General features: G+C 43.3%; 15 protein-coding genes and 1 rRNA gene. 4 read left to right on the plus strand and 12 right to left on the minus strand.

What is annotated here, in order from left to right:
- Nucleotides 1-82: ribosomal RNA gene (locus CYL18_RS12180) — 16S ribosomal RNA — on the minus strand; the annotation flags it as partial.
- A gap of 278 nt (nt 83-360) precedes the next feature.
- A complete protein-coding gene (locus CYL18_RS12185) occupies nt 361-1,242 on the minus strand; it encodes a nucleotidyltransferase-like protein (protein WP_104849798.1) in 882 nt (293 codons plus the stop codon).
- Nucleotides 1,243-1,390: 148 nt separating this feature from the next.
- Between CYL18_RS12185 and CYL18_RS12190 the strand changes: the two genes are divergently transcribed.
- Nucleotides 1,391-1,750, plus strand: coding sequence for a YgzB family protein (locus CYL18_RS12190; protein ID WP_104849799.1), 360 nt, complete (start codon nt 1,391-1,393; stop codon nt 1,748-1,750).
- Nucleotides 1,751-1,817: 67 nt separating this feature from the next.
- Here CYL18_RS12190 and perR read toward each other — a convergent pair whose 3' ends face one another.
- From perR to CYL18_RS12220, 6 genes are all read right to left on the minus strand, one after another.
- Nucleotides 1,818-2,258, minus strand: a complete 441-nt coding sequence (gene perR / locus CYL18_RS12195; protein ID WP_104849800.1) for a peroxide-responsive transcriptional repressor PerR — start codon at nt 2,256-2,258, stop codon at nt 1,818-1,820.
- A 129-nt stretch (nt 2,259-2,387) separates the two neighbouring features.
- On the minus strand, nt 2,388-2,936 hold the full coding sequence (locus tag CYL18_RS12200; RefSeq protein ID WP_104849801.1) for a cob(I)yrinic acid a,c-diamide adenosyltransferase: 549 nt from the start codon (nt 2,934-2,936) through the stop codon (nt 2,388-2,390).
- A 2-nt stretch (nt 2,937-2,938) separates the two neighbouring features.
- Nucleotides 2,939-3,898 carry a D-2-hydroxyacid dehydrogenase gene (locus CYL18_RS12205; protein ID WP_104849802.1) on the minus strand — a complete coding sequence of 320 codons (960 nt, stop codon included), beginning with the start codon at nt 3,896-3,898 and terminating at the stop codon, nt 2,939-2,941.
- Nucleotides 3,899-4,098: 200 nt separating this feature from the next.
- The gene (locus CYL18_RS12210; RefSeq protein ID WP_104849803.1) at nt 4,099-5,214 is read right to left on the minus strand and encodes an aminopeptidase; all 1,116 of its coding nucleotides are present in this window, start codon (nt 5,212-5,214) and stop codon (nt 4,099-4,101) included.
- A gap of 27 nt (nt 5,215-5,241) precedes the next feature.
- On the minus strand, nt 5,242-5,712 hold the full coding sequence (bcp, locus tag CYL18_RS12215) for a thioredoxin-dependent thiol peroxidase (protein WP_104849804.1): 471 nt from the start codon (nt 5,710-5,712) through the stop codon (nt 5,242-5,244).
- A gap of 40 nt (nt 5,713-5,752) precedes the next feature.
- Nucleotides 5,753-6,169, minus strand: a complete 417-nt coding sequence (locus CYL18_RS12220) for a potassium channel family protein (RefSeq protein ID WP_236636437.1) — start codon at nt 6,167-6,169, stop codon at nt 5,753-5,755.
- Nucleotides 6,170-6,331: 162 nt separating this feature from the next.
- Here CYL18_RS12220 and CYL18_RS12225 point away from each other — a divergent pair, with 162 nt between their 5' ends.
- The 3 genes from CYL18_RS12225 (at nt 6,332) to CYL18_RS12235 (ending at nt 13,947) form a co-directional block, all read left to right on the plus strand.
- On the plus strand, nt 6,332-7,624 hold the full coding sequence (locus tag CYL18_RS12225; RefSeq protein ID WP_104849805.1) for a glutamate-1-semialdehyde 2,1-aminomutase: 1,293 nt from the start codon (nt 6,332-6,334) through the stop codon (nt 7,622-7,624).
- A gap of 314 nt (nt 7,625-7,938) precedes the next feature.
- A complete protein-coding gene (locus CYL18_RS12230; protein WP_104849806.1) occupies nt 7,939-12,417 on the plus strand; it encodes a glutamate synthase-related protein in 4,479 nt (1,492 codons plus the stop codon).
- Between the two features lie 447 nt (nt 12,418-12,864).
- The gene (locus tag CYL18_RS12235) at nt 12,865-13,947 is read left to right on the plus strand and encodes an FUSC family protein (protein WP_104849807.1); all 1,083 of its coding nucleotides are present in this window, start codon (nt 12,865-12,867) and stop codon (nt 13,945-13,947) included.
- Between the two features lie 160 nt (nt 13,948-14,107).
- Here the strand turns inward: CYL18_RS12235 and CYL18_RS12240 are convergent, their stop codons facing one another.
- The 4 genes from CYL18_RS12240 to CYL18_RS12255 all read right to left on the minus strand — a co-directional run bounded on the left by CYL18_RS12240 (nt 14,108) and on the right by CYL18_RS12255 (nt 17,671).
- Nucleotides 14,108-14,548, minus strand: a complete 441-nt coding sequence (locus CYL18_RS12240; RefSeq protein ID WP_161497135.1) for a YybH family protein — start codon at nt 14,546-14,548, stop codon at nt 14,108-14,110.
- Between the two features lie 223 nt (nt 14,549-14,771).
- A complete protein-coding gene (locus CYL18_RS12245; RefSeq protein ID WP_104849942.1) occupies nt 14,772-16,520 on the minus strand; it encodes an ABC transporter ATP-binding protein in 1,749 nt (582 codons plus the stop codon).
- Nucleotides 16,521-16,569: 49 nt separating this feature from the next.
- Nucleotides 16,570-17,109 carry a nucleoside tri-diphosphate phosphatase gene (gene ntdP / locus CYL18_RS12250; protein ID WP_104849809.1) on the minus strand — a complete coding sequence of 180 codons (540 nt, stop codon included), beginning with the start codon at nt 17,107-17,109 and terminating at the stop codon, nt 16,570-16,572.
- A 295-nt stretch (nt 17,110-17,404) separates the two neighbouring features.
- Nucleotides 17,405-17,671 (minus strand): YgaB family protein, encoded by a 267-nt coding sequence (locus CYL18_RS12255; protein ID WP_104849810.1) that lies wholly within the window; start codon nt 17,669-17,671, stop codon nt 17,405-17,407.
- Nucleotides 17,672-17,818 lie beyond the last annotated feature (147 nt).

Here is a 17,818-nt window from a genome sequence, read left to right on the forward strand (position 1 = left end):
GCTCCCATCTGATTCGCTCGACTTGCATGTATTAGGCACGCCGCCAGCGTTCGTCCTGAGCCAGGATCAAACTCTCCAAAAGATGTTTGATCTAGCTATTAAAAATAAAACATTGACGAGAGATATACTCTCTTGTTTAAGACTTGCTTAGCGTTTCGTTTTGTTTAGTTTTCAAAGAACAATCTTTTTCATTTTTTCTTCGCCGTTGTTTTCGGCGACTTTTATATCTTAACAAGTTTTCAAATACTTGTCAATAACTTTTTTGAAAAAGTTTTTTTGTCGTTTTCCTCATTTTCTATCGAGGTCATCAGCGACGTTTATTAATATACCACCCCTATATCATTCGGTCAATATAATTTTTTAAATTTCTTTATGAATTTTATAGTAGCGGTGAAATAGCTTAGCTCCCTTCGTTTCCTTCAAAACTACTTCTATGCATCCTCGGTCGATTAAATACTCTATTAAGATTCGTAAATCTTCCCCATAATAAACTAATTCCTTATGGGAATATAACTCATCATAGGACCAGTATTCATCTCCCCGTTCCCCGATAATCTCCATGATATGCCCAGAACCAGATTCTGTTCTTGTGTGTATCAAAAAGTCGCTGACCAAAAAAAGTAATTCAAGTCTCTGCTCTACACTTTCTTCACTATAGACTAGTTCCTCGTACAACTTATAGATATCCGGTCCAATTTGCTTCACTTGATTCCAGACCGTCACTTCTGGATGATACCCTTTCTCGATTACCTCTAGTCTCGCTAAATGATGAAGCGCATGAACAATATGATTGTATGCATCAAGCATATTTCCCTGATCAAATAATTCTTTACCATCCATATAACGTCTGATTAATTTCGCAAACTCAATTCCCTTCTTGATTTTGCGTCCATAGAACGGAAATTCCTCCATCTCCCTTTTCAAGGATGCTAAATAATCATTTCGGTCAAAGACAATCCTTCCATTGTAAATCCAATCAATGATTTTCCTGTTCGTTCCGAGCAGTCTCCATTCATTCAATTTCTCCTCTGTCACCACATGCAGCGCAGCTTTCTTATGTTCATAGGCATAGTGCTTAATGAAGACCGGCGGTTTATCCTGACTTTTGATAATGACAAGCAAAATAAAATCAAACGTATCCGTACTAGGACTTTCAGGTGAATGCTTTTCGATTAGCAACACACCTTGTGTCTCCGGGTTGCTTGCTCTCTCTTGATATACAGGTCTTAGGATATCTTCCATGGTTCTACTCCTTTGAAAGGTTATTTAGTCTATAGATTAATTCAACAATATTCGACAGACTCCTGCCACTATTTTGTTTTAGATTTATGATAATGTCCTGCCGTTGGATAATATGGTATATTATAGAAGATAAAAAGGGGGAACAACTGTGGCTAAGTATAGTAGCAAAATCAACAAAATCCGGACTTTCGCGCTTAGTTTAATTTTCATCGGGTTCATCATTATGTATATCGGCATTTTCTTCCGCACTTCGCCTTTATGGATGACAATCTTTATGGTCTTAGGCCTTCTATCGATTATGGCCAGCATGGTTGTTTATTTTTGGATCGGCATGCTATCAACTAAAGCAGTGCAGGTTTCCTGTCCCAATTGCGGCAAGCACACAAAAATACTTGGCCGCGTGGACATGTGCATGTACTGCCGCGAGCCATTAACATTAGACAAGACATTGGAAGGCAAGGAATTCGATGAATCCTATAACAAGAAAAATCAAGAAACTCATTCATAAAAAAAGAGAAGCCGGCAAAATCGGCTTCTCTTCTCTTATAAAGGCTCACCTAGATGGCCGCCTATAATCAATGCACTTCTTTAGCCGCGCAATCGGCACAATCGCCGTAAATTTCCATACGGTGATGCGTCACCTTAAAACCTGCCACATGCGAGGCAAGATGTTCCACCTCATCAAGGCCTGGATAGTGGAAATCAACAATCTTCCCGCATTTTTCACAAATGATATGGTAGTGATCAGAGGAAGAATAGTCAAAACGACTGGATGAATCTCCGTACGTCAATTCTTTTACCAATCCAACCTCTTTGAACACCCGCAAATTATTATAAACAGTCGCTACGCTCATATTCGGAAATTTACCTTCTAAAGCTTTGTAAATATCGTCTGCAGTTGGATGTGTATGTGATGTGATTAAATATTCCAGTATAGCATGACGTTGCGGAGTCATGCGGACACCGGTTGTTTTCAGAGTATCTAAAGCATCTTTAAGTTGGTGAGACACCGTCATGCACTCCCTTTTTATATATTCTTACTTTGTAATGGTTACAATAAGTTTACTTGATAAAGTAGCGTATTGTCAACGTTTCTACCAACCTAGCAGGAGTAAATTATCCCTTTAGATTGAAATCTCCAATTTTCATTCATGCAATGTAGGCTCTAGTCGGCCTAAACGCAGGTTTAAAAACCGCGCTGCCACGAAGAGCAAATCAGAAAGTCTGTTTAAATACGCAATCACAAGAGGGTTGACACCTTCGCCAATGGCGATCGCTTTTCTTTCAGCCCGCCTGACAATCGTGCGTGCGACATGAAGCGATGCTCCAGCCGGATGCCCGCCTGGAAGAATAAAATTCTTAAAAGGCGGAAGCTCTTCATTAAGTTCATCAATATACGCTTCCATCTCATCAATAGACTCTTGCTTCAATACCCAACCGACCTTTTTTCCCTCCGGCGTCGCCAATTCAGCGCCAACATGGAAAAGGTCTGTTTGTATACGATGGAACGCCTCTTTCAGCTTATCTTTCCCTTCAAAATCTAAATCATACAAATGACTAAGGGCAAGCCCTATCATTGAGTTTGCTTCATCACAGGTGCCATACGCTTCAACGCGCAGGTCAGTCTTCGAAACTCTTGTCCCGTATACAAGGGAGGTTTGTCCTTTATCGCCGGTTCTCGTATAAATTTTCATCATCAGTACCCCTTTGTCAAATCAATTTTATTCAAATAATCCCCGTCCGCCTTGCCTGAATACACAGCTAAATTATGTTCAAAGATGGAAAACGCCCTCGGGAGGTAATTCTCTGTGATGCTTGAGAGATGGGGGGTTATCGTTAGATTCGGATAATTCCAAAGCAGATTGTCAGCACCAAGAGGTTCCTCAGGAAATACATCAAGAGCCATATGCCCGACAAGCTCATCCTCTAGTACTCTCTTCAGGGTCTCTAGTGTCATAAGATCGCCTCTGCCAAGATTGATAAAGAGTGCATTGTTTTTCATCCGTTCGAAATGTTCATAGGTGAGAAGCTCTTTCGTCTCCGGCGTACTAGGCAAGACTGAGACAACCATATCTGCATCAGGCAAAAGCTGATTTAATTGTTCTATCGGATGCACCTTTTTAAAGTGTTCTCCCAGATAGCGGCCGCTCCTGTTGACGCCAACTACATTCATTTGGAATGCCCCGGCGAGACGGGCGATCTCTTCAGGAATGGCACCTGTTCCGAGGACCAAAAGTGTCTTGCCGCATAATTCTCCTATCGGAAGCCATTTGTTCCATGTTTTATTGCTTTGGAGCTCCCTTAAATCGGCTAACCTTTTCACATGCGAAAGCATTAACCCAAGCGCGAATTCCGACATCGGAATAGCATGTATGCCCCTGGCATTCGTCACAAGGATTCCCCTTTTCTCGATTGTCTCAATTGGCATCCTATCGATTCCCGCGGCCATTGCGCTAATCCATTTAAGCGAAGAGGCTCGATCAATGATTTCTGGATGTAAGTCTTCTGCATATGTAATTAAGATCTCCATATCAGCGATCAGATCTTCGTCCACCTGTTCCATCTGCTTAAAAAAGTGAAATTCATGTTCACTGAACTTTTCTCTGATGGAACGCTGTATCTCTCTCGGAGGCAATAAAGAAGAGACAATTTTCATGATACCTTCCTCCAAACATCGTTTTACTATTCCCTACTATCTATATTAAGAAACTTTGCCCACAAACACCAAAAAAAGGACTGCAATCATTTCACATTGCAGTCATCTACATTTATGTTTGGGGAGGTATTCCCTGATTTCATCTTATTCAGATTGTCCAATGTTGACTGGGAAGGGAGCCTCTATTCAATAAAAAGGGCTCATTTACCGAGTAACGAATCTGGATTTAACCCCTCAAGCTCCGGCACGACAAACAGGCCATTCTTACGAATGAGACGATCGTCAAAGTAAATCTCGCCTCCGCCATATTCCTCACGCTGTATGAGTACCATATCCCAATGGACGGAAGAAACATTCCCATTATCCGCTTCCTTATAAGCCATTCCAGGCGTGAAGTGGATGCTGCCATTGATTTTCTCATCAAAGAGAATGTCTCCCATAGGATGATGAATCATCGGATTCAGCCCGAGTGCAAACTCACCGATATACCGCGCTCCCTCATCAATATCGAAAATCTCATTGATTTTTTCTACTTGGTCTGCTTGTGCGTTAATGATCTTCCCTTCCTTGAATGTCAAACTAACATTTCGGAAGGTTGTCCCATGATACGGGCAAGGAGTGTTATAGGTGATGGTACCATTAACGCTGTTTCGGACTGGTGCCGTATACACTTCTCCATCCGGAATATTTCGCTCTCCATAGCACATAACGGCCGGAATCCCCTTAATCGAGAATGAAAGATCGGTTCCCGGTGACACAATCCGCACTTGGTCTGTCTTTTCCATCAATTCCTTCAAAGGCAGCATAGCCTTTGCCATCTTCGCATAATCAACTGTACAGACATCAAGGAGAAAGTCTTCAAACTTGCCAGTGCTCATACCGGCTTTTTGAGCAAGTGACTTTGTCGGATAATTGAGGAGCACCCAGCGACATTTGTTAATATAATAATCGGTGACCGGCTTCATTATCTCACCATTAATACGAAAAACCTCTCCCGGGATGTCTGTCATCTCCGCATCATTCTCTTCCCCTACTATGTAAATAACCGCGTCGATGTCCTCAAATCTTTGCAGCTCCCACTTTGCCATCGTTTCATATTGTTCACGGCTGCTTTGGATGGCCCACTGCCTGTCCAATTCATCATCTTTGATTTCTATAAATGGAGAGGCGCCCAGCTCATAGGCCTCTTCAATCAGTTCGAGCATAAGCGGCTTCGTATTATGATGGCCGTGTATCATTACCTTATTCCCCTTCTCCACTTTCACAGAGTGCCGGAGGATTTGCCCGGCCAATCGCTTCAATCGCGGATCCCTCATCTTCTCCTTCTCCCCCTCAATTACGTATTAGGATAAATTCTCTTTAATGTAGGTTAATGCTTCTTCCACATGCCCCTTCACTTTTACCTTGCGCCACTCCTTGACGACATCCCCCTCTTTATTAATCACAAAGGTAGAACGCTCAACACCCATATATTCCTTGCCGAAATTTTTCTTGAGCACCCATACGCCATATGCTTCAGAGAGAGTATGCTCCGGGTCAGATAATAAGAGAAACGGCAAATCGTATTTCGCGATGAACCTGTCATGCTTTTCTTTCGGGTCCGGACTGACACCGACGATTATCGTATCAAGCTCAGCAAATGACTGATGACTCTCCCTGAAATCGCATGCCTCAGTCGTACAGCCGGGAGTCATGTCTTTCGGATAAAAGTACAACACGACGTTCTTCCCCGCAAAATCAGCCATCATCACCATCCGCCCATCGCTCGCCTCCAATTTGAAATCAGGAGCCTTCTTTCCTGCTAACGCGCTCATATCTATTCCTCCTTAGATTCTGTTCTATCTATTACTATACCTAATTGAGGTCATTTTTAACATTCTCAAAGTCAATGGCTGTCCGAACGACGAATGCCGCCGGAAGCGCATAGCCAATTAACGCTTCTATAGAAGCAATCCACCGCCCGATCCCGACCGGAACCATATCTCCATATCCGACAGATAGCAAGGTCATTGTGCTGAAATAGAGGGATGATGCAAGCTTAGCAAAGAATCCTCCCATGACCGGCAGGCCATTCAAGTGAATCACTGACCCAAATTTCAAATCCATCAAAACATACAAAAGGCCAAATCCAATCAGAAAGATAAAATAAACAGTGATGATCCAGTATAAATGCTCCAAAGAGATTCGCTCTCCTTTTTCAGTCGGAAGCAAGAGTCCCTTCAAGCTCATTCCAAGACAGATAATGACTGCCGCTATAAACGCATAGAACAAAAAATTCCCTCCTCAATTAGCCAGCATCCCGCTAGTAATATATACTCTCTCTTCTGCATAACTATGATTGGCTGTACAAGGCCCCGTGCTTCGTCTTATACAAATAAAGTTTGAGAATGCTACAATATACTACATGCTTTATACATGAAGGAGGTAAGTTAAATGAATCATTCACAATCTGAGAAATTGCATGCCGAAGCCCTCGAAATTATCGTTGGAGGAGTCAATTCCCCATCACGGTCATACAAGGCTGTTGGAGGAGGAGCACCTGTTTCCATGGTTAAAGCAAAAGGAGCCTACTTTTGGGATGCAGATGGCAATGAGTACATAGATTATCTTGCCGCATATGGTCCTATTATTACTGGTCACGCGCATCCCCATATCACTAAGGCTATCACGGAAGCTGCCGAAAACGGCGTACTATATGGAACGCCGACACCATTTGAACTGAAGTTTGCGAAAATGCTCCAGGAAGCCATTCCTTCTATGGAGAAAATTCGATTCACCAACTCCGGGACAGAATCCGTAATGACCACGATTCGTGTTGCCAGGGCCTATACAGGAAGAGACAAAATCGTCAAATTTGCCGGTTGCTATCACGGGCATTCAGACCTTGTCTTGGTAGCAGCAGGTTCCGGACCTTCAACACTAGGCACTCCAGACTCTGCCGGCGTGCCTCAAAGCATCGCCAAAGAAGTAATCACTGTGCCATTTAATGATGTAGAGGCTTTCAGAGAAACAATGAATACATGGGGTGAAGAAGTAGCCGGTATACTAGTCGAACCAATCGTCGGCAACTTCGGTATCGTTCAGCCTCAGCCGGGATTCCTTGAAGCTGTAAATGAAATTGCCCACTCTCACGGGGCGCTCGTCATCTATGATGAAGTTATTACCGCTTTCCGTTTCATGTACGGCGGTGCACAAAATCTGTTAGGAGTTGAGCCTGACATAACAGCGGTCGGAAAAATCATTGGCGGCGGCTTGCCAATCGGTGCGTACGGAGGCAAAAAAGAAATCATGGATAAAGTTGCCCCGATGGGACCTGCCTATCAGGCTGGAACAATGGCCGGAAATCCCGCTTCCATGTTAGCTGGCATCGCTTGTCTGGAAGTATTAAAAGAGGAAGGCGTATATGAACACCTGGACAATCTTGGCGCACGATTAGAAGAAGGCATATTAGATGCTGCCAAACGCCATCAGGTAGCGATTCAAATTAACCGTTTAAAAGGTGCCCTTACCGTGTACTTTACTGATTCCGAAGAAGAAATCGTCAATTATGCACAGGTAGAAGCAACTGATGGAGAGAAATTCGGCCGATTCTTCAAGCTTATGCTTGAACAAGGCATCAACCTTGCCCCTTCTAAATATGAAGCCTGGTTCATAACAACTGCTCATACAGAAGAAGATATTGATAGAACGATAGAAGCTGTCAATAAGGCATTCAAATCTTTATAAATACATTAAATTGAATAATTATACAAAAATAAATCCGCTTACCATAAGCGGATTTGCTTTAAAATGAATATGGAAAGCGTTTACATCTAGTTGTTTCGCTATTTGCATATTTTTTACAACACGGCTTAAAATGTATAATTAATTGATTTCTGAAAATTCTAATGATAATATATAGCTATTAGTCTTTTAGAAAGTTAAACCCTCATTAAGTACTCCCTTCCCAATCAGTTTCCAAGCTACAACCAATACCACAAGTTTAAGCAGGAGGTGAACTGGCAATTAAATAGGCGCAAAGCTTATCCGTTGCCTTTCTTATGAACCAAAAATGGAGTCCTAGTAAATTTACCGAATTTCATAAAGCTGAACATGACGCTTGCGGAATTATCGCCTGTGTTGAAAAACAAAAAAAACCGACACGCGAAAACATTTTTGCGTGTATCGATGCACTTGTAACCATGAATCATCGCGCTGGTTTTATTAATGGTGAAGGTGACGGCGTCGGCATTCACATAGACATCCCTCGCGCTTTATGGCAAGAAAAACTGAAGAACGCAGGGGCAGATTCTTCCCTCGCCGATTCACCTCATTTTGTTGTTGGACACTTTTTCATTGACCGCCACGCTGACAAAGGACAAACAATCGAAGAAATCATTCAAAAAGCCAAGAATAGTCATTTATCAGAAGTCTTCGTATCTGATCAGGCCTATTCACAAGACGCACTCGGACCAATCGCCCTGCAAGAGAACCCTGTATTCTTACAGGTTGGCTTTATTGCCAGCAAGGAACACAGCCAGCAAGCCCTCTCCGGTCTTTTATTTGACTTGACTGTAGAAATTGAACGAAATGAATCAATCCACGTCTCTTCTTTGAGCCAATACCATGTCGTTTATAAAGTCATGGGCGCCGGAGATATTCTTCCAAAATATTATCCGGATTTAAGCAGCTCTCTCGTAGCATCCACGATGGCTCTTGGGCATAACCGCTATTGTACGAATACATTATCAAGCTTCTTTCGTGTGCAGCCATTCAGTGTTCTCGGCCATAACGGAGAGATTAACACGATTGCGAGATTACGAGATGAAGCACAGATGGTTGGTGTTCCGCTCGTTCAAGGCGGCAGTGACTCTCAGGACCTTAGCCGTACGCTTGAAACATTCATTTACCGCGAAGGCTACAGCTTATTCGAGGCACTCGACATTATCTTCCCTCCTATCATTAACGAGATGAAAGAATATCCTGGCCACCTTCAGGATTTATACACGTATTTACGAGAATCCTGGGGACATTTCGCTCAAGGACCTGCTGCCATCATTTCCCGTCATGCTGACGAAGTAGCGTTTTCCGTTGATTCACTCGGCCTGCGCCCATTGTGGATGATGGAAACATCGACATCCTATTTATTCGGTTCTGAGCCTGGTGTCATTCCAACTACTGAATATGTTGCCGATCCAAAACCAATTGGTCCCGGCGAAAAAGTCGGCTTGAAATGGAATGGAGATTCCATCAAGCTTTATGAATACAAGCACTACCAAGAAGAGGTGTTTGAGCGATTCTCGAATCGTCTTTCCTTTAAGGATGCACGATTGCGCCTGCTGCCTCCGGAAGCGAAAAAAGTGATTGTTAATCAAGAGGAAGCTAAAATCCAAAACGGACAATACAAGGCTTTTGGATGGGAGCGCGATAATATTCAATTTATCGAGCAAATGGCTGAAAAAGGTGCTGAACCTATTCGGTCGCTCGGCCATGATGCACCGCTAGCCGCCCTTAATCCCGGACGGCAAAATATTGCTGACTTTATCAAGGAAAGTGTCGCTGTTGTAACCAATCCGGCGATTGACCGTGACCGCGAAATGGAGCATTTCTCTACGAGAACAGTCATAGGTAAACGCCCTGCTTTATTCTCAAGTGATGAACAAGAAGGCCCAATCATTGAGCTTCTTACCCCTTTATTGCTAGAAGGTAAACCTGGTCAGGATTGCGTCCAGGAAATCGGTCAGCCATCTTTCGAACAAATCCATCAATTATTTGACGGCCAAGGTAAATGGCACACCATCTCCACGACACTAAGCGAGGAAGAAACCATCCAAGCTGCTCTCGAGCGGATTACAGGCGAAGCCATCCATGCAGTCGAAAATGGCGCGTCCATTCTTTGCCTTGATGATGAAAAGTCTCATAGCGACGGTCATTTATGGATTGACCCGCATCTTGTCGTATCAGCAGTTGACCAAGCTCTTGTAAGCAGCGGCAAACGCCGCGACTGCTCCTTGGTGCTGCGTTCAGCAGCTATTCGTAATTTGCACGATATAATCGTTGCTTACGGTTTAGGCGCGAATTTGATTAACCCTTACTATATGTTCCGCACAGTCGCTGATGAAACACCAAAGCCTGTTGCGAACCTTTATAAAGCTTTATCAAAAGGTCTGGAGAAAGTCATCTCTACACTTGGTATCCATGAGCTTCGCGGTTATGGACGTTTGTTCTCAAGCATTGGCCTGCACGAAGAGATTGCCGAAGTGTTGAATATCGTGAATTTCTTCGGATCTAATGAACTAAAATACAATTTTGAAACGATGAAGGAAGATGCCAAGCAGCGCACCGTTGATTATGCTAATGAGAAAGAGAGAATAGGCAAGACATTCCACCTCTTCCCGCGTATCTGGAAAGCGATTGGCGAAGTCGCCTCAACCGGTGATTATACAGCCTACGGCGAGAAAATCTCTGAGCAAGAAGAACAAAATCCGACAACAATCCGACATTTAACGGACTTTAAACAAATGGAGAAAACGGTCGATCCCGAATCTGTTAATCTTGATGTCGGCGAGCACAGTCTTCCATTCGTAATTGCCTCCATGTCATTTGGATCCCAAAATGAAACAGCCTTCCGTGCTTACGCTGAGGGTGCTGATCGTCTGAACATGGTGAGCATGAACGGCGAGGGCGGCGAAATCAAAGATATGCTGGGCAAATATCCTCGTACACGCGGACAACAAATTGCTTCCGGGCGCTTCGGGGTCAACGCAGAGCTATTGAACTCTTCCAATCTATTGGAAATTAAAATCGGCCAAGGGGCGAAGCCTGGTGAAGGCGGACATTTACCTGGGTCGAAGGTAACAGCGAAGATTGCCGAAGCACGTAATGCGACAATTGGTTCAGACTTGATTTCACCATCGAATAACCATGATATTTATTCGATTGAAGACCTAGCTCAGATGATTCATGAACTGAAAACGGCCAACGACCAGGCAAAGGTTGCCGTCAAAGTGCCTGTTGTACCGAATATCGGTACGATTGCTGTCGGAATTGCCAAAGCAGGAGCCGACATCATCACATTAAGCGGTTTTGATGGAGGCACAGGCGCTGCCCGGATTCATGCTTTGCAAAATGTTGGGCTCCCAGTCGAAATTGGAGTTAAATCAGCTCATAATGCCCTGCTTGAAGCCGGCTTAAGACAAGATGTCGAGCTTTGGGCTGATGGTGGACTCAAAAGCGCGAGGGATATTCTGAAAGTGATGCTGCTCGGCGCCAACCGCGTTGGTTTCGGCACCTTATCAATGATTGCAATTGGTTGTACGACTTGCCGCGGCTGCCACCTAGACACATGCCATGTCGGCATCGCTACACAAATCGACTCCGAAGCTCAGGCAAAAGAGCATGGCCTGCGCCGCTTCGTTCCAAGACAATATGACCCTGCTGTACAGGGCATTATCAATCTGTTCACCGCTTTTGGCAATGAGCTAAAAGCATTGGCTGCCCAGCTTGGCATTACGAATCTTCAAGAAGCTGTTGGCCGTTCAGATTTGCTTGAGCAAACAAAGGGCAAAGACATGCTCGATTTAACTTATTTGCTTAAGACACTCGAGCTCGGTCAAGTATCGAAAATGGAATCGAAATCATCAGAGAAAGAATTGATGGTTCAAATGGCTGCTGTTGGTGCAGAATATCTTGATTCAAGTGTCAATGATTTGTTAAACTCTCGCGACTTCCAGAATGTCAATGCCATTCAGCGCGTACTTGGCAGCCGAGTCTCCTGTCACCGTGTGCGCGGCCGTCTGGACGGTTCATACAGAAAGCTTGACCCAGTGAACCTATCCTATAAAGGCTCCATTCCAGGTAATGGACTTGGCGCTTACAACACTGAAGGCATCAATATCGTCGTTGATGGAGGTGCCCAAGACGGCACAGGAAAAACATCCTTTGGCGGCATGATTGCAATCTTGAAGGATAAGGGCAGAGATGGACAATATTATAACGGTTCTGTCGGTAAAGGCTTTGGCTACGGTGCTCAAAAAGGCCTGCTCATCGCTCAAGGTGATGCAGACGCACGCGCCGGCATCCGTCTATCAGGGGCTGACATGATTATTGGCGGACCGCTAAAGGCCAATATCCCTTCCGATGAACAAGGAAATATCGGCGTCAACTCAAATATTAAAGGCTTTGCCTTTGAATACATGACCAATGGCCGCGGGCTAGTCCTTGGGGATCCTGGTCCATGGATCTGTGCAGGTATGACAGGCGGGGTAATCTACCTTCGCTATCAGCCAGAACGCGGCTTGGATAAAGATGCTATCCAGCGCAGGATTGCCAAGGGTGCACTTGTAACTATCGGAAAGCTAAACGAAACAGGGGTCAAGGATGTGACAGAGTTACTCACTCGTTACATTGACGTCCTCGGCCAAAGCGGACAGTCAGAAGAAGCAGAGGAACTGGCTCTTCTCCTAGAGAATCCAGCCCAAAACTTTATCCAAGTTGTTCCTGTAAAGGAACATGCAGACCCATCCGTTTCAACAGAATGATTGACATGCAGCGAAGCTCTCCATTTACGGAGTGCTTTCTTCATTCCAAGGTAGAATAAACCTCTTTCTATAAGTTTGGCTCTGTTAAAGTTTAGTGTTGATATCTTAACACCGTTTATTGTAGTGAAAGGTGGGTGACTCCTGCGGGACTAGCGGACAGGGGGAGACCCCACAGACGCTGAAAGCGCCCGGGAGGCTCCCCGACCGCCCCGCGGAAAGCAGCCACCTGTAACGAAAATCAACATTTATATTTAACAGAGCCATAAGTTTAAAAGCAGGAAAGCATCGATATTCATGCATTCTTGAAAGGCTTAAGGGAATATATATCATATATATGACATTTTCAAAGGATAACTTGAACATCCGCTCAAAACCCTGTATAGTACATTGAGTAAAAAAAGACAAACGATTTGTACAACTATAGATAAAAGGAAGAGGTAGAATTTAATGAAGGTTGGTGCCCGAGTTTTTAAAACGGGAATAGCCATAGTCATAGCCATATATGTAGCGATACTGCTGGGGATTCCATCTCCAACACTCGCGGCCATTTCTGCGGTATTTGCTGTACAGCCCACAATATATCGCTCCTATTTAACATTAATTGATCAAATACAGGCCAATATTATTGGTTTCTTGGTAGCCATTACATTTGTGATATTTTTCGGTAATGAGCCTTTACTACTCGGTCTTGCTGCCATTATTACCATCGTCATTAACTTGCAATTGAAAAATGAAAAGCAATTGACCATCTCTTTGGTGACGTTAATCTTAATCATGGAACAGCCTGAAGGAGATTTTACAACATTCGCTTTCTGGAGAGTATTTGCCATTTTAATCGGGATTCTCTCAGCGTTCCTTGTGAATCTAATCTTCCTTCCTCCGAAATATGAAACAAAGCTGTTCTCACGAATCCATCATACGACTGATGAAATCCTGCGGTGGATTCGAATTGGTTCACGGAGCTCAACCGAGCATGTTCATTTAAAGAAGGACATTAAACGTCTGAAGGAAACGGTAAACAAAACGGACCAGTTATACGATATGTTTCAGGAGGAACGGGACTATTTCAAGAGAAATAAAATTCCCAAGGCTCGAAAGCTTGTCATCTATCGATATATGATTGCGACTAACCGAAGGGCACTCGATATCTTGAAGAGATTGCATCGCTTTGAAGTGGAATTTCACCAAATGCCGAATGACTTTCAGCTCGAGGTTCAAGAACAGCTTGACATCCTGATGAGAAAGCATGAGCATATCCACTTAAAGTTCACTGAAAAGGTGAAGCCCGGCTGCTTGTATGCCGAGACGGAAGAACAATACAATAAACAGCAGTTAATAGAGGTTGTCAGAGGCTTTCGTATTAATGCTACAGATGAAACGCCTGTTTACTACCATATGGTTACATTAATTTCAGCCATCCTCGAATACGGGGACTATTTGGAACATCTCGAAATGCTCGTCAACAGCTTCCATTCCTACCATAAAGCAGAAAACAAATCCGTTCAATTACCGGATGATGATCAAGCATAAGAGCATTGAGCGCTCAAAAAAGCAGGCGAAAAACCAAAATGGTTTTTCGCCTGCTTTTTTAGTGTATTGCTGCTGTTTCTGTTTCCTTGACGCCCGAGGTTTAAAAACAGTCTTCCTGTGACCTCTAAAAAGAAATGCAGCAGTCATCCTTATTTAGCCTTCACTCTATGTTGTAAATTCCTTTACCAGTTTCTACACTTATAGGTAATGATGAATGTTCATGTGCTATAAACCATGATTCATTCACCTTTTTCAAGCCATATGTGAATCGATTAGACATTTGGCGAAGCTGCTCACCGCCTTCTGCTAAACGGGCAGTAAATGTTACAGTACAATAAACAAATGCAAGGCTTATATCTTCCTCAACGACTAGGTCATGAAAATCAACCTTAAGTAAAACACCCTCTTCGTTCAATCCATTAAACCACTCTGCCACATTATTCTTCCATAAAGAAAGATCCTTAACCTCCCAGTTCCCCCAGCAATCATAAATACGCATTTCAGGAGCGTACATGGATAAGAACTTTTCAACATCCTTCTCGTAAACGGATGTTTTATAGTTTTCAAGTACGTCTTGAACTTTGGAAAAAACAGCTGTCATTAAGTACATCCTCCTTTATTAGTTTCAAAAGTCCAAGAATGCTTACTATAAAGATATTCTATACTCTATCATCTATTTCCTTTTCAATTAACCCGAACTCACACTCCAAGGCTGACTGTTTCATAACCGTTTTTACACCTTTCATAAAGCACGGTAACTCCCGGCAACAAAAAAACCGAGCCAAAGGCCCGTTTTGAACGGAGCTTTCAGCTCAGCTTCTTCATTAACTATCCAATTGCTGGATTTTAAACAAATCATAGTAAGAGCCCTGCCTGTCCATCAGCTCCTGATGGGTGCCGCTCTCAGTGATTTCACCATGCTCGATTAAGACGATTTTATCGGCATGGGTAATCGTGGATAACCGGTGGGCAATGATAAAGGTCGTCCGGTCCTCTGACAGCTTCTCAAGTGCCTCTTGAATCAGATGCTCACTCTCAAGGTCAAGAGCTGAGGTTGCCTCATCCAGAACCAGGATTGGCGGATTCTTAAGGAATACACGAGCAATGGACACACGCTGCTTCTGCCCGCCTGAGAGCTTAACGCCTCTCTCGCCCACTTTCGTCTCATAGCCGCTCGGTAAACCCAGGATAAAATCATGGGCATTGGCGGCTTTAGCTGCCTCATATACTTCTTTATCAGTTGCCTCTGGCTTCCCAAGCAGAATGTTAGCACGAACCGAGTCACTGAATAGGATGCTATCTTGCATGACCATGCCAATATTATCTCTCAAGGAACGGACCTTAACATCACGGATATCGATTCCATCAAGCAGAATCCTGCCTTCTGTCACATCATAAAATCTCGGAATCAAGCTGACCAAGGAAGATTTTCCTCCTCCGCTCATCCCAACCAATGCGACAGTCTCCCCACGCTTTACTTCGAGATTAATATTCTTCAAAGCTAGGTTTTCATCTTCTCCATAGGAAAAGGAAACATTCTCAAACTTGATTGTCCCTTGTACGTCCTTACATTCATTAGCATTCGGGCGGTCCTCGATATCATAAGGGACATCCAGAAACTCAAATACACGGTCCATTGATGCCAGCGACTGAGTCAATGTCGTGGAGGAATTCATCAACCGCCTCAATGGTGCATAAAGCAAGTCTATGTATCCATAAAAGGCAACCATCGTTCCAAGTGTCAAATTTCCAGATATGACTTGATAGCCGGCAAAAAGAATCACAATCAGCGGAGCAACATCTGTAATTGTATTGACAGCCGCAAATGATTTGGCATTCCAGCTCGTATGCGTCAGGGCTTTTTTAAGGAAGTTGCCATTCTCCCGATTAAATTGCTTTTGTTCATGATCTTCTATTGCAAAGCTTTTGATTACAGCCATTCCCTGCACCCGTTCATGCAGGTATCCCTGAACCTCCGCAAGGGCCTGGGAACGTTCTCTCGTCAATCCCCGAAGCTTGCCGAAGAAATATTTAATTGAAAAACCATAAAGAGGTAAGAGCAACAATGAAATCAGTGTCAGCTCTACATCCATTGCCAGCATAATACCAACCGCAATGAGGATGGTGACAAGATCAAGCCATACATTCATCAGCCCGGTGATGACGAAATTCTTTGTCTCCTCCACATCATTGATTACCCGGGATATGATTTCTCCGCCCTTGGCATTGGAATAATACTTAAAGCTCAGTTTCTGTATATGGCCGAACATCTTATCACGGATATCGAACAGAATCTTGCTCGCTGTCCACTGCGCATAATATTGACGATAATATTCAACAGGCGGCCGGACAACAACAAAGATAAAGAACATCAGTCCCATTAGCATAAATAGCTTTCTCAGCTGTTCATCCTTTGAAAGAGCATTCGCCCCAATGACATCATCAATGACATAACCAAGCAATGCTGGAGTAATCAACGGTATGGAGAACTTCACAATTCCAATCAGGATTGTAATGATGATTTGCCACTTATAAGGTTTTACAAATTTCATATACCGTTTTATACTGCTCACGATCATTTCTCCTCTTGTCACGGAAAAAGCCCGTCCCCATGGAACCAGGCTATCTTTCGTTACTCTTGATTGTAGTATAACGCTTGTACCAGTTATGAACGAATTCGGGTGCGAAAGGCCCCTTCTTCGCCCTGATCATACCGATTAATTTCTCTACATTTCTGCGTAAAATATGATCAATTACATTTGGGTAGCTCATTTCACGTTTATGCTGCTCATATTCATCCTCATCAAGCAAGTTGTACGTCATATCCGGATAAACTTTGATATCCAAATCATAATCAATGTATTTAATAGCCTCTCCGTCAAAAACGAAGGGCGAACTCAAATTGCAGTAATAATAAATACCATCTTCCCGCAGCATGCCAATGATATTAAACCAGTACTGTGAGTGAAAATAAGTAATTGCCGGTTCTCTCGTCAGCCATGTCCGACCATCACTTTCGGTGACCAGGGTACGATCATTACAGCCGATTACTATATATTGTGTACCCTTCAATATCGTCGTCTCTTGCCATACCCGATGGATATGTCCATTATGCTTATAGCTGTGTATTTGGATTTCTTCTCCTTCTCTCGGTACTCGCACGTTGTATTACCTACTTTCTCTCCCTATTGGGCAGGGCACTTATCTCACCTTTCAATATTATCCTTATCCATTTTAAGTATAAATGAGATACCATTTCCGTATTCTTCTTATTTATTATAACGATTTGAGAGTGATTTTAAAACAAAGTGAACCAGGATTATGCATACAGCCTCTGTTTTGACATTATTTCCTTCCCCATCAGGATAAACTCGAAACAAAACTGCGACCAATTTCCTATAACGTTTCATTTTAGACAAAAAAAAGAACATCGATAAGATGCCCTTTGGAGAATAGATCAATCATTCATTATTTTTTCGGTGGCAGACTTCGTCTGGTAGCTTTCGATGACTCGCTCTGTCAGCTGCATGAACAGATTCTGGATGGAATTCAGCTCTTTCTTCATTTCCATGATATCGTCCTGTACGGATAATAAATCCTGCTCCTTCTTTCTGTTCCTCAATTCCTCCTCAAGCTCCCTGTAACGATCAAGTTCAGTTTGCATGCTCAGCAATTTATCCATGATTAACATTTGCTCATTCACTAATTCCTCAAAGCTCTTCATCTCATTCACCTGCCTCAATTCCGTATAATGAATAAGTTCTCTATGAGCACTGGAATACCTTTGACTTATTCTGTTGGCTGATAAGATGTTTTGTCGACATGCAAAAGAAGCACCTGCCAGTCAAGGGCAAGTGCTTCCTGTTTAAGC

Source organism: Pradoshia eiseniae (assembly GCF_002946355.1).
Taxonomy (GTDB): Bacteria; Bacillota; Bacilli; order Bacillales; family Pradoshiaceae; genus Pradoshia; species Pradoshia eiseniae.

Coding starts and splice junctions, on each gene's coding strand:
- perR (WP_104849800.1), bottom strand. CDS start 2,258: ATGACGGTGTCTCACCAACTTAAAGATGCTTTAGATACTCTGAAAACA.
- CYL18_RS12255 (WP_104849810.1), bottom strand. CDS start 17,671: ATGAAGAGCTTTGAGGAATTAGTGAATGAGCAAATGTTAATCATGGAT.
- CYL18_RS12225 (WP_104849805.1), top strand. CDS start 6,332: ATGAATCATTCACAATCTGAGAAATTGCATGCCGAAGCCCTCGAAATT.
- CYL18_RS12240 (WP_161497135.1), bottom strand. CDS start 14,548: ATGACAGCTGTTTTTTCCAAAGTTCAAGACGTACTTGAAAACTATAAA.
- CYL18_RS12210 (WP_104849803.1), bottom strand. CDS start 5,214: ATGAGGGATCCGCGATTGAAGCGATTGGCCGGGCAAATCCTCCGGCAC.
- CYL18_RS12205 (WP_104849802.1), bottom strand. CDS start 3,898: ATGAAAATTGTCTCTTCTTTATTGCCTCCGAGAGAGATACAGCGTTCC.
- CYL18_RS12235 (WP_104849807.1), top strand. CDS start 12,865: ATGAAGGTTGGTGCCCGAGTTTTTAAAACGGGAATAGCCATAGTCATA.
- CYL18_RS12185 (WP_104849798.1), bottom strand. CDS start 1,242: ATGGAAGATATCCTAAGACCTGTATATCAAGAGAGAGCAAGCAACCCG.
- CYL18_RS12230 (WP_104849806.1), top strand. CDS start 7,939: ATGAACCAAAAATGGAGTCCTAGTAAATTTACCGAATTTCATAAAGCT.
- bcp (WP_104849804.1), bottom strand. CDS start 5,712: ATGAGCGCGTTAGCAGGAAAGAAGGCTCCTGATTTCAAATTGGAGGCG.
- CYL18_RS12200 (WP_104849801.1), bottom strand. CDS start 2,936: ATGAAAATTTATACGAGAACCGGCGATAAAGGACAAACCTCCCTTGTA.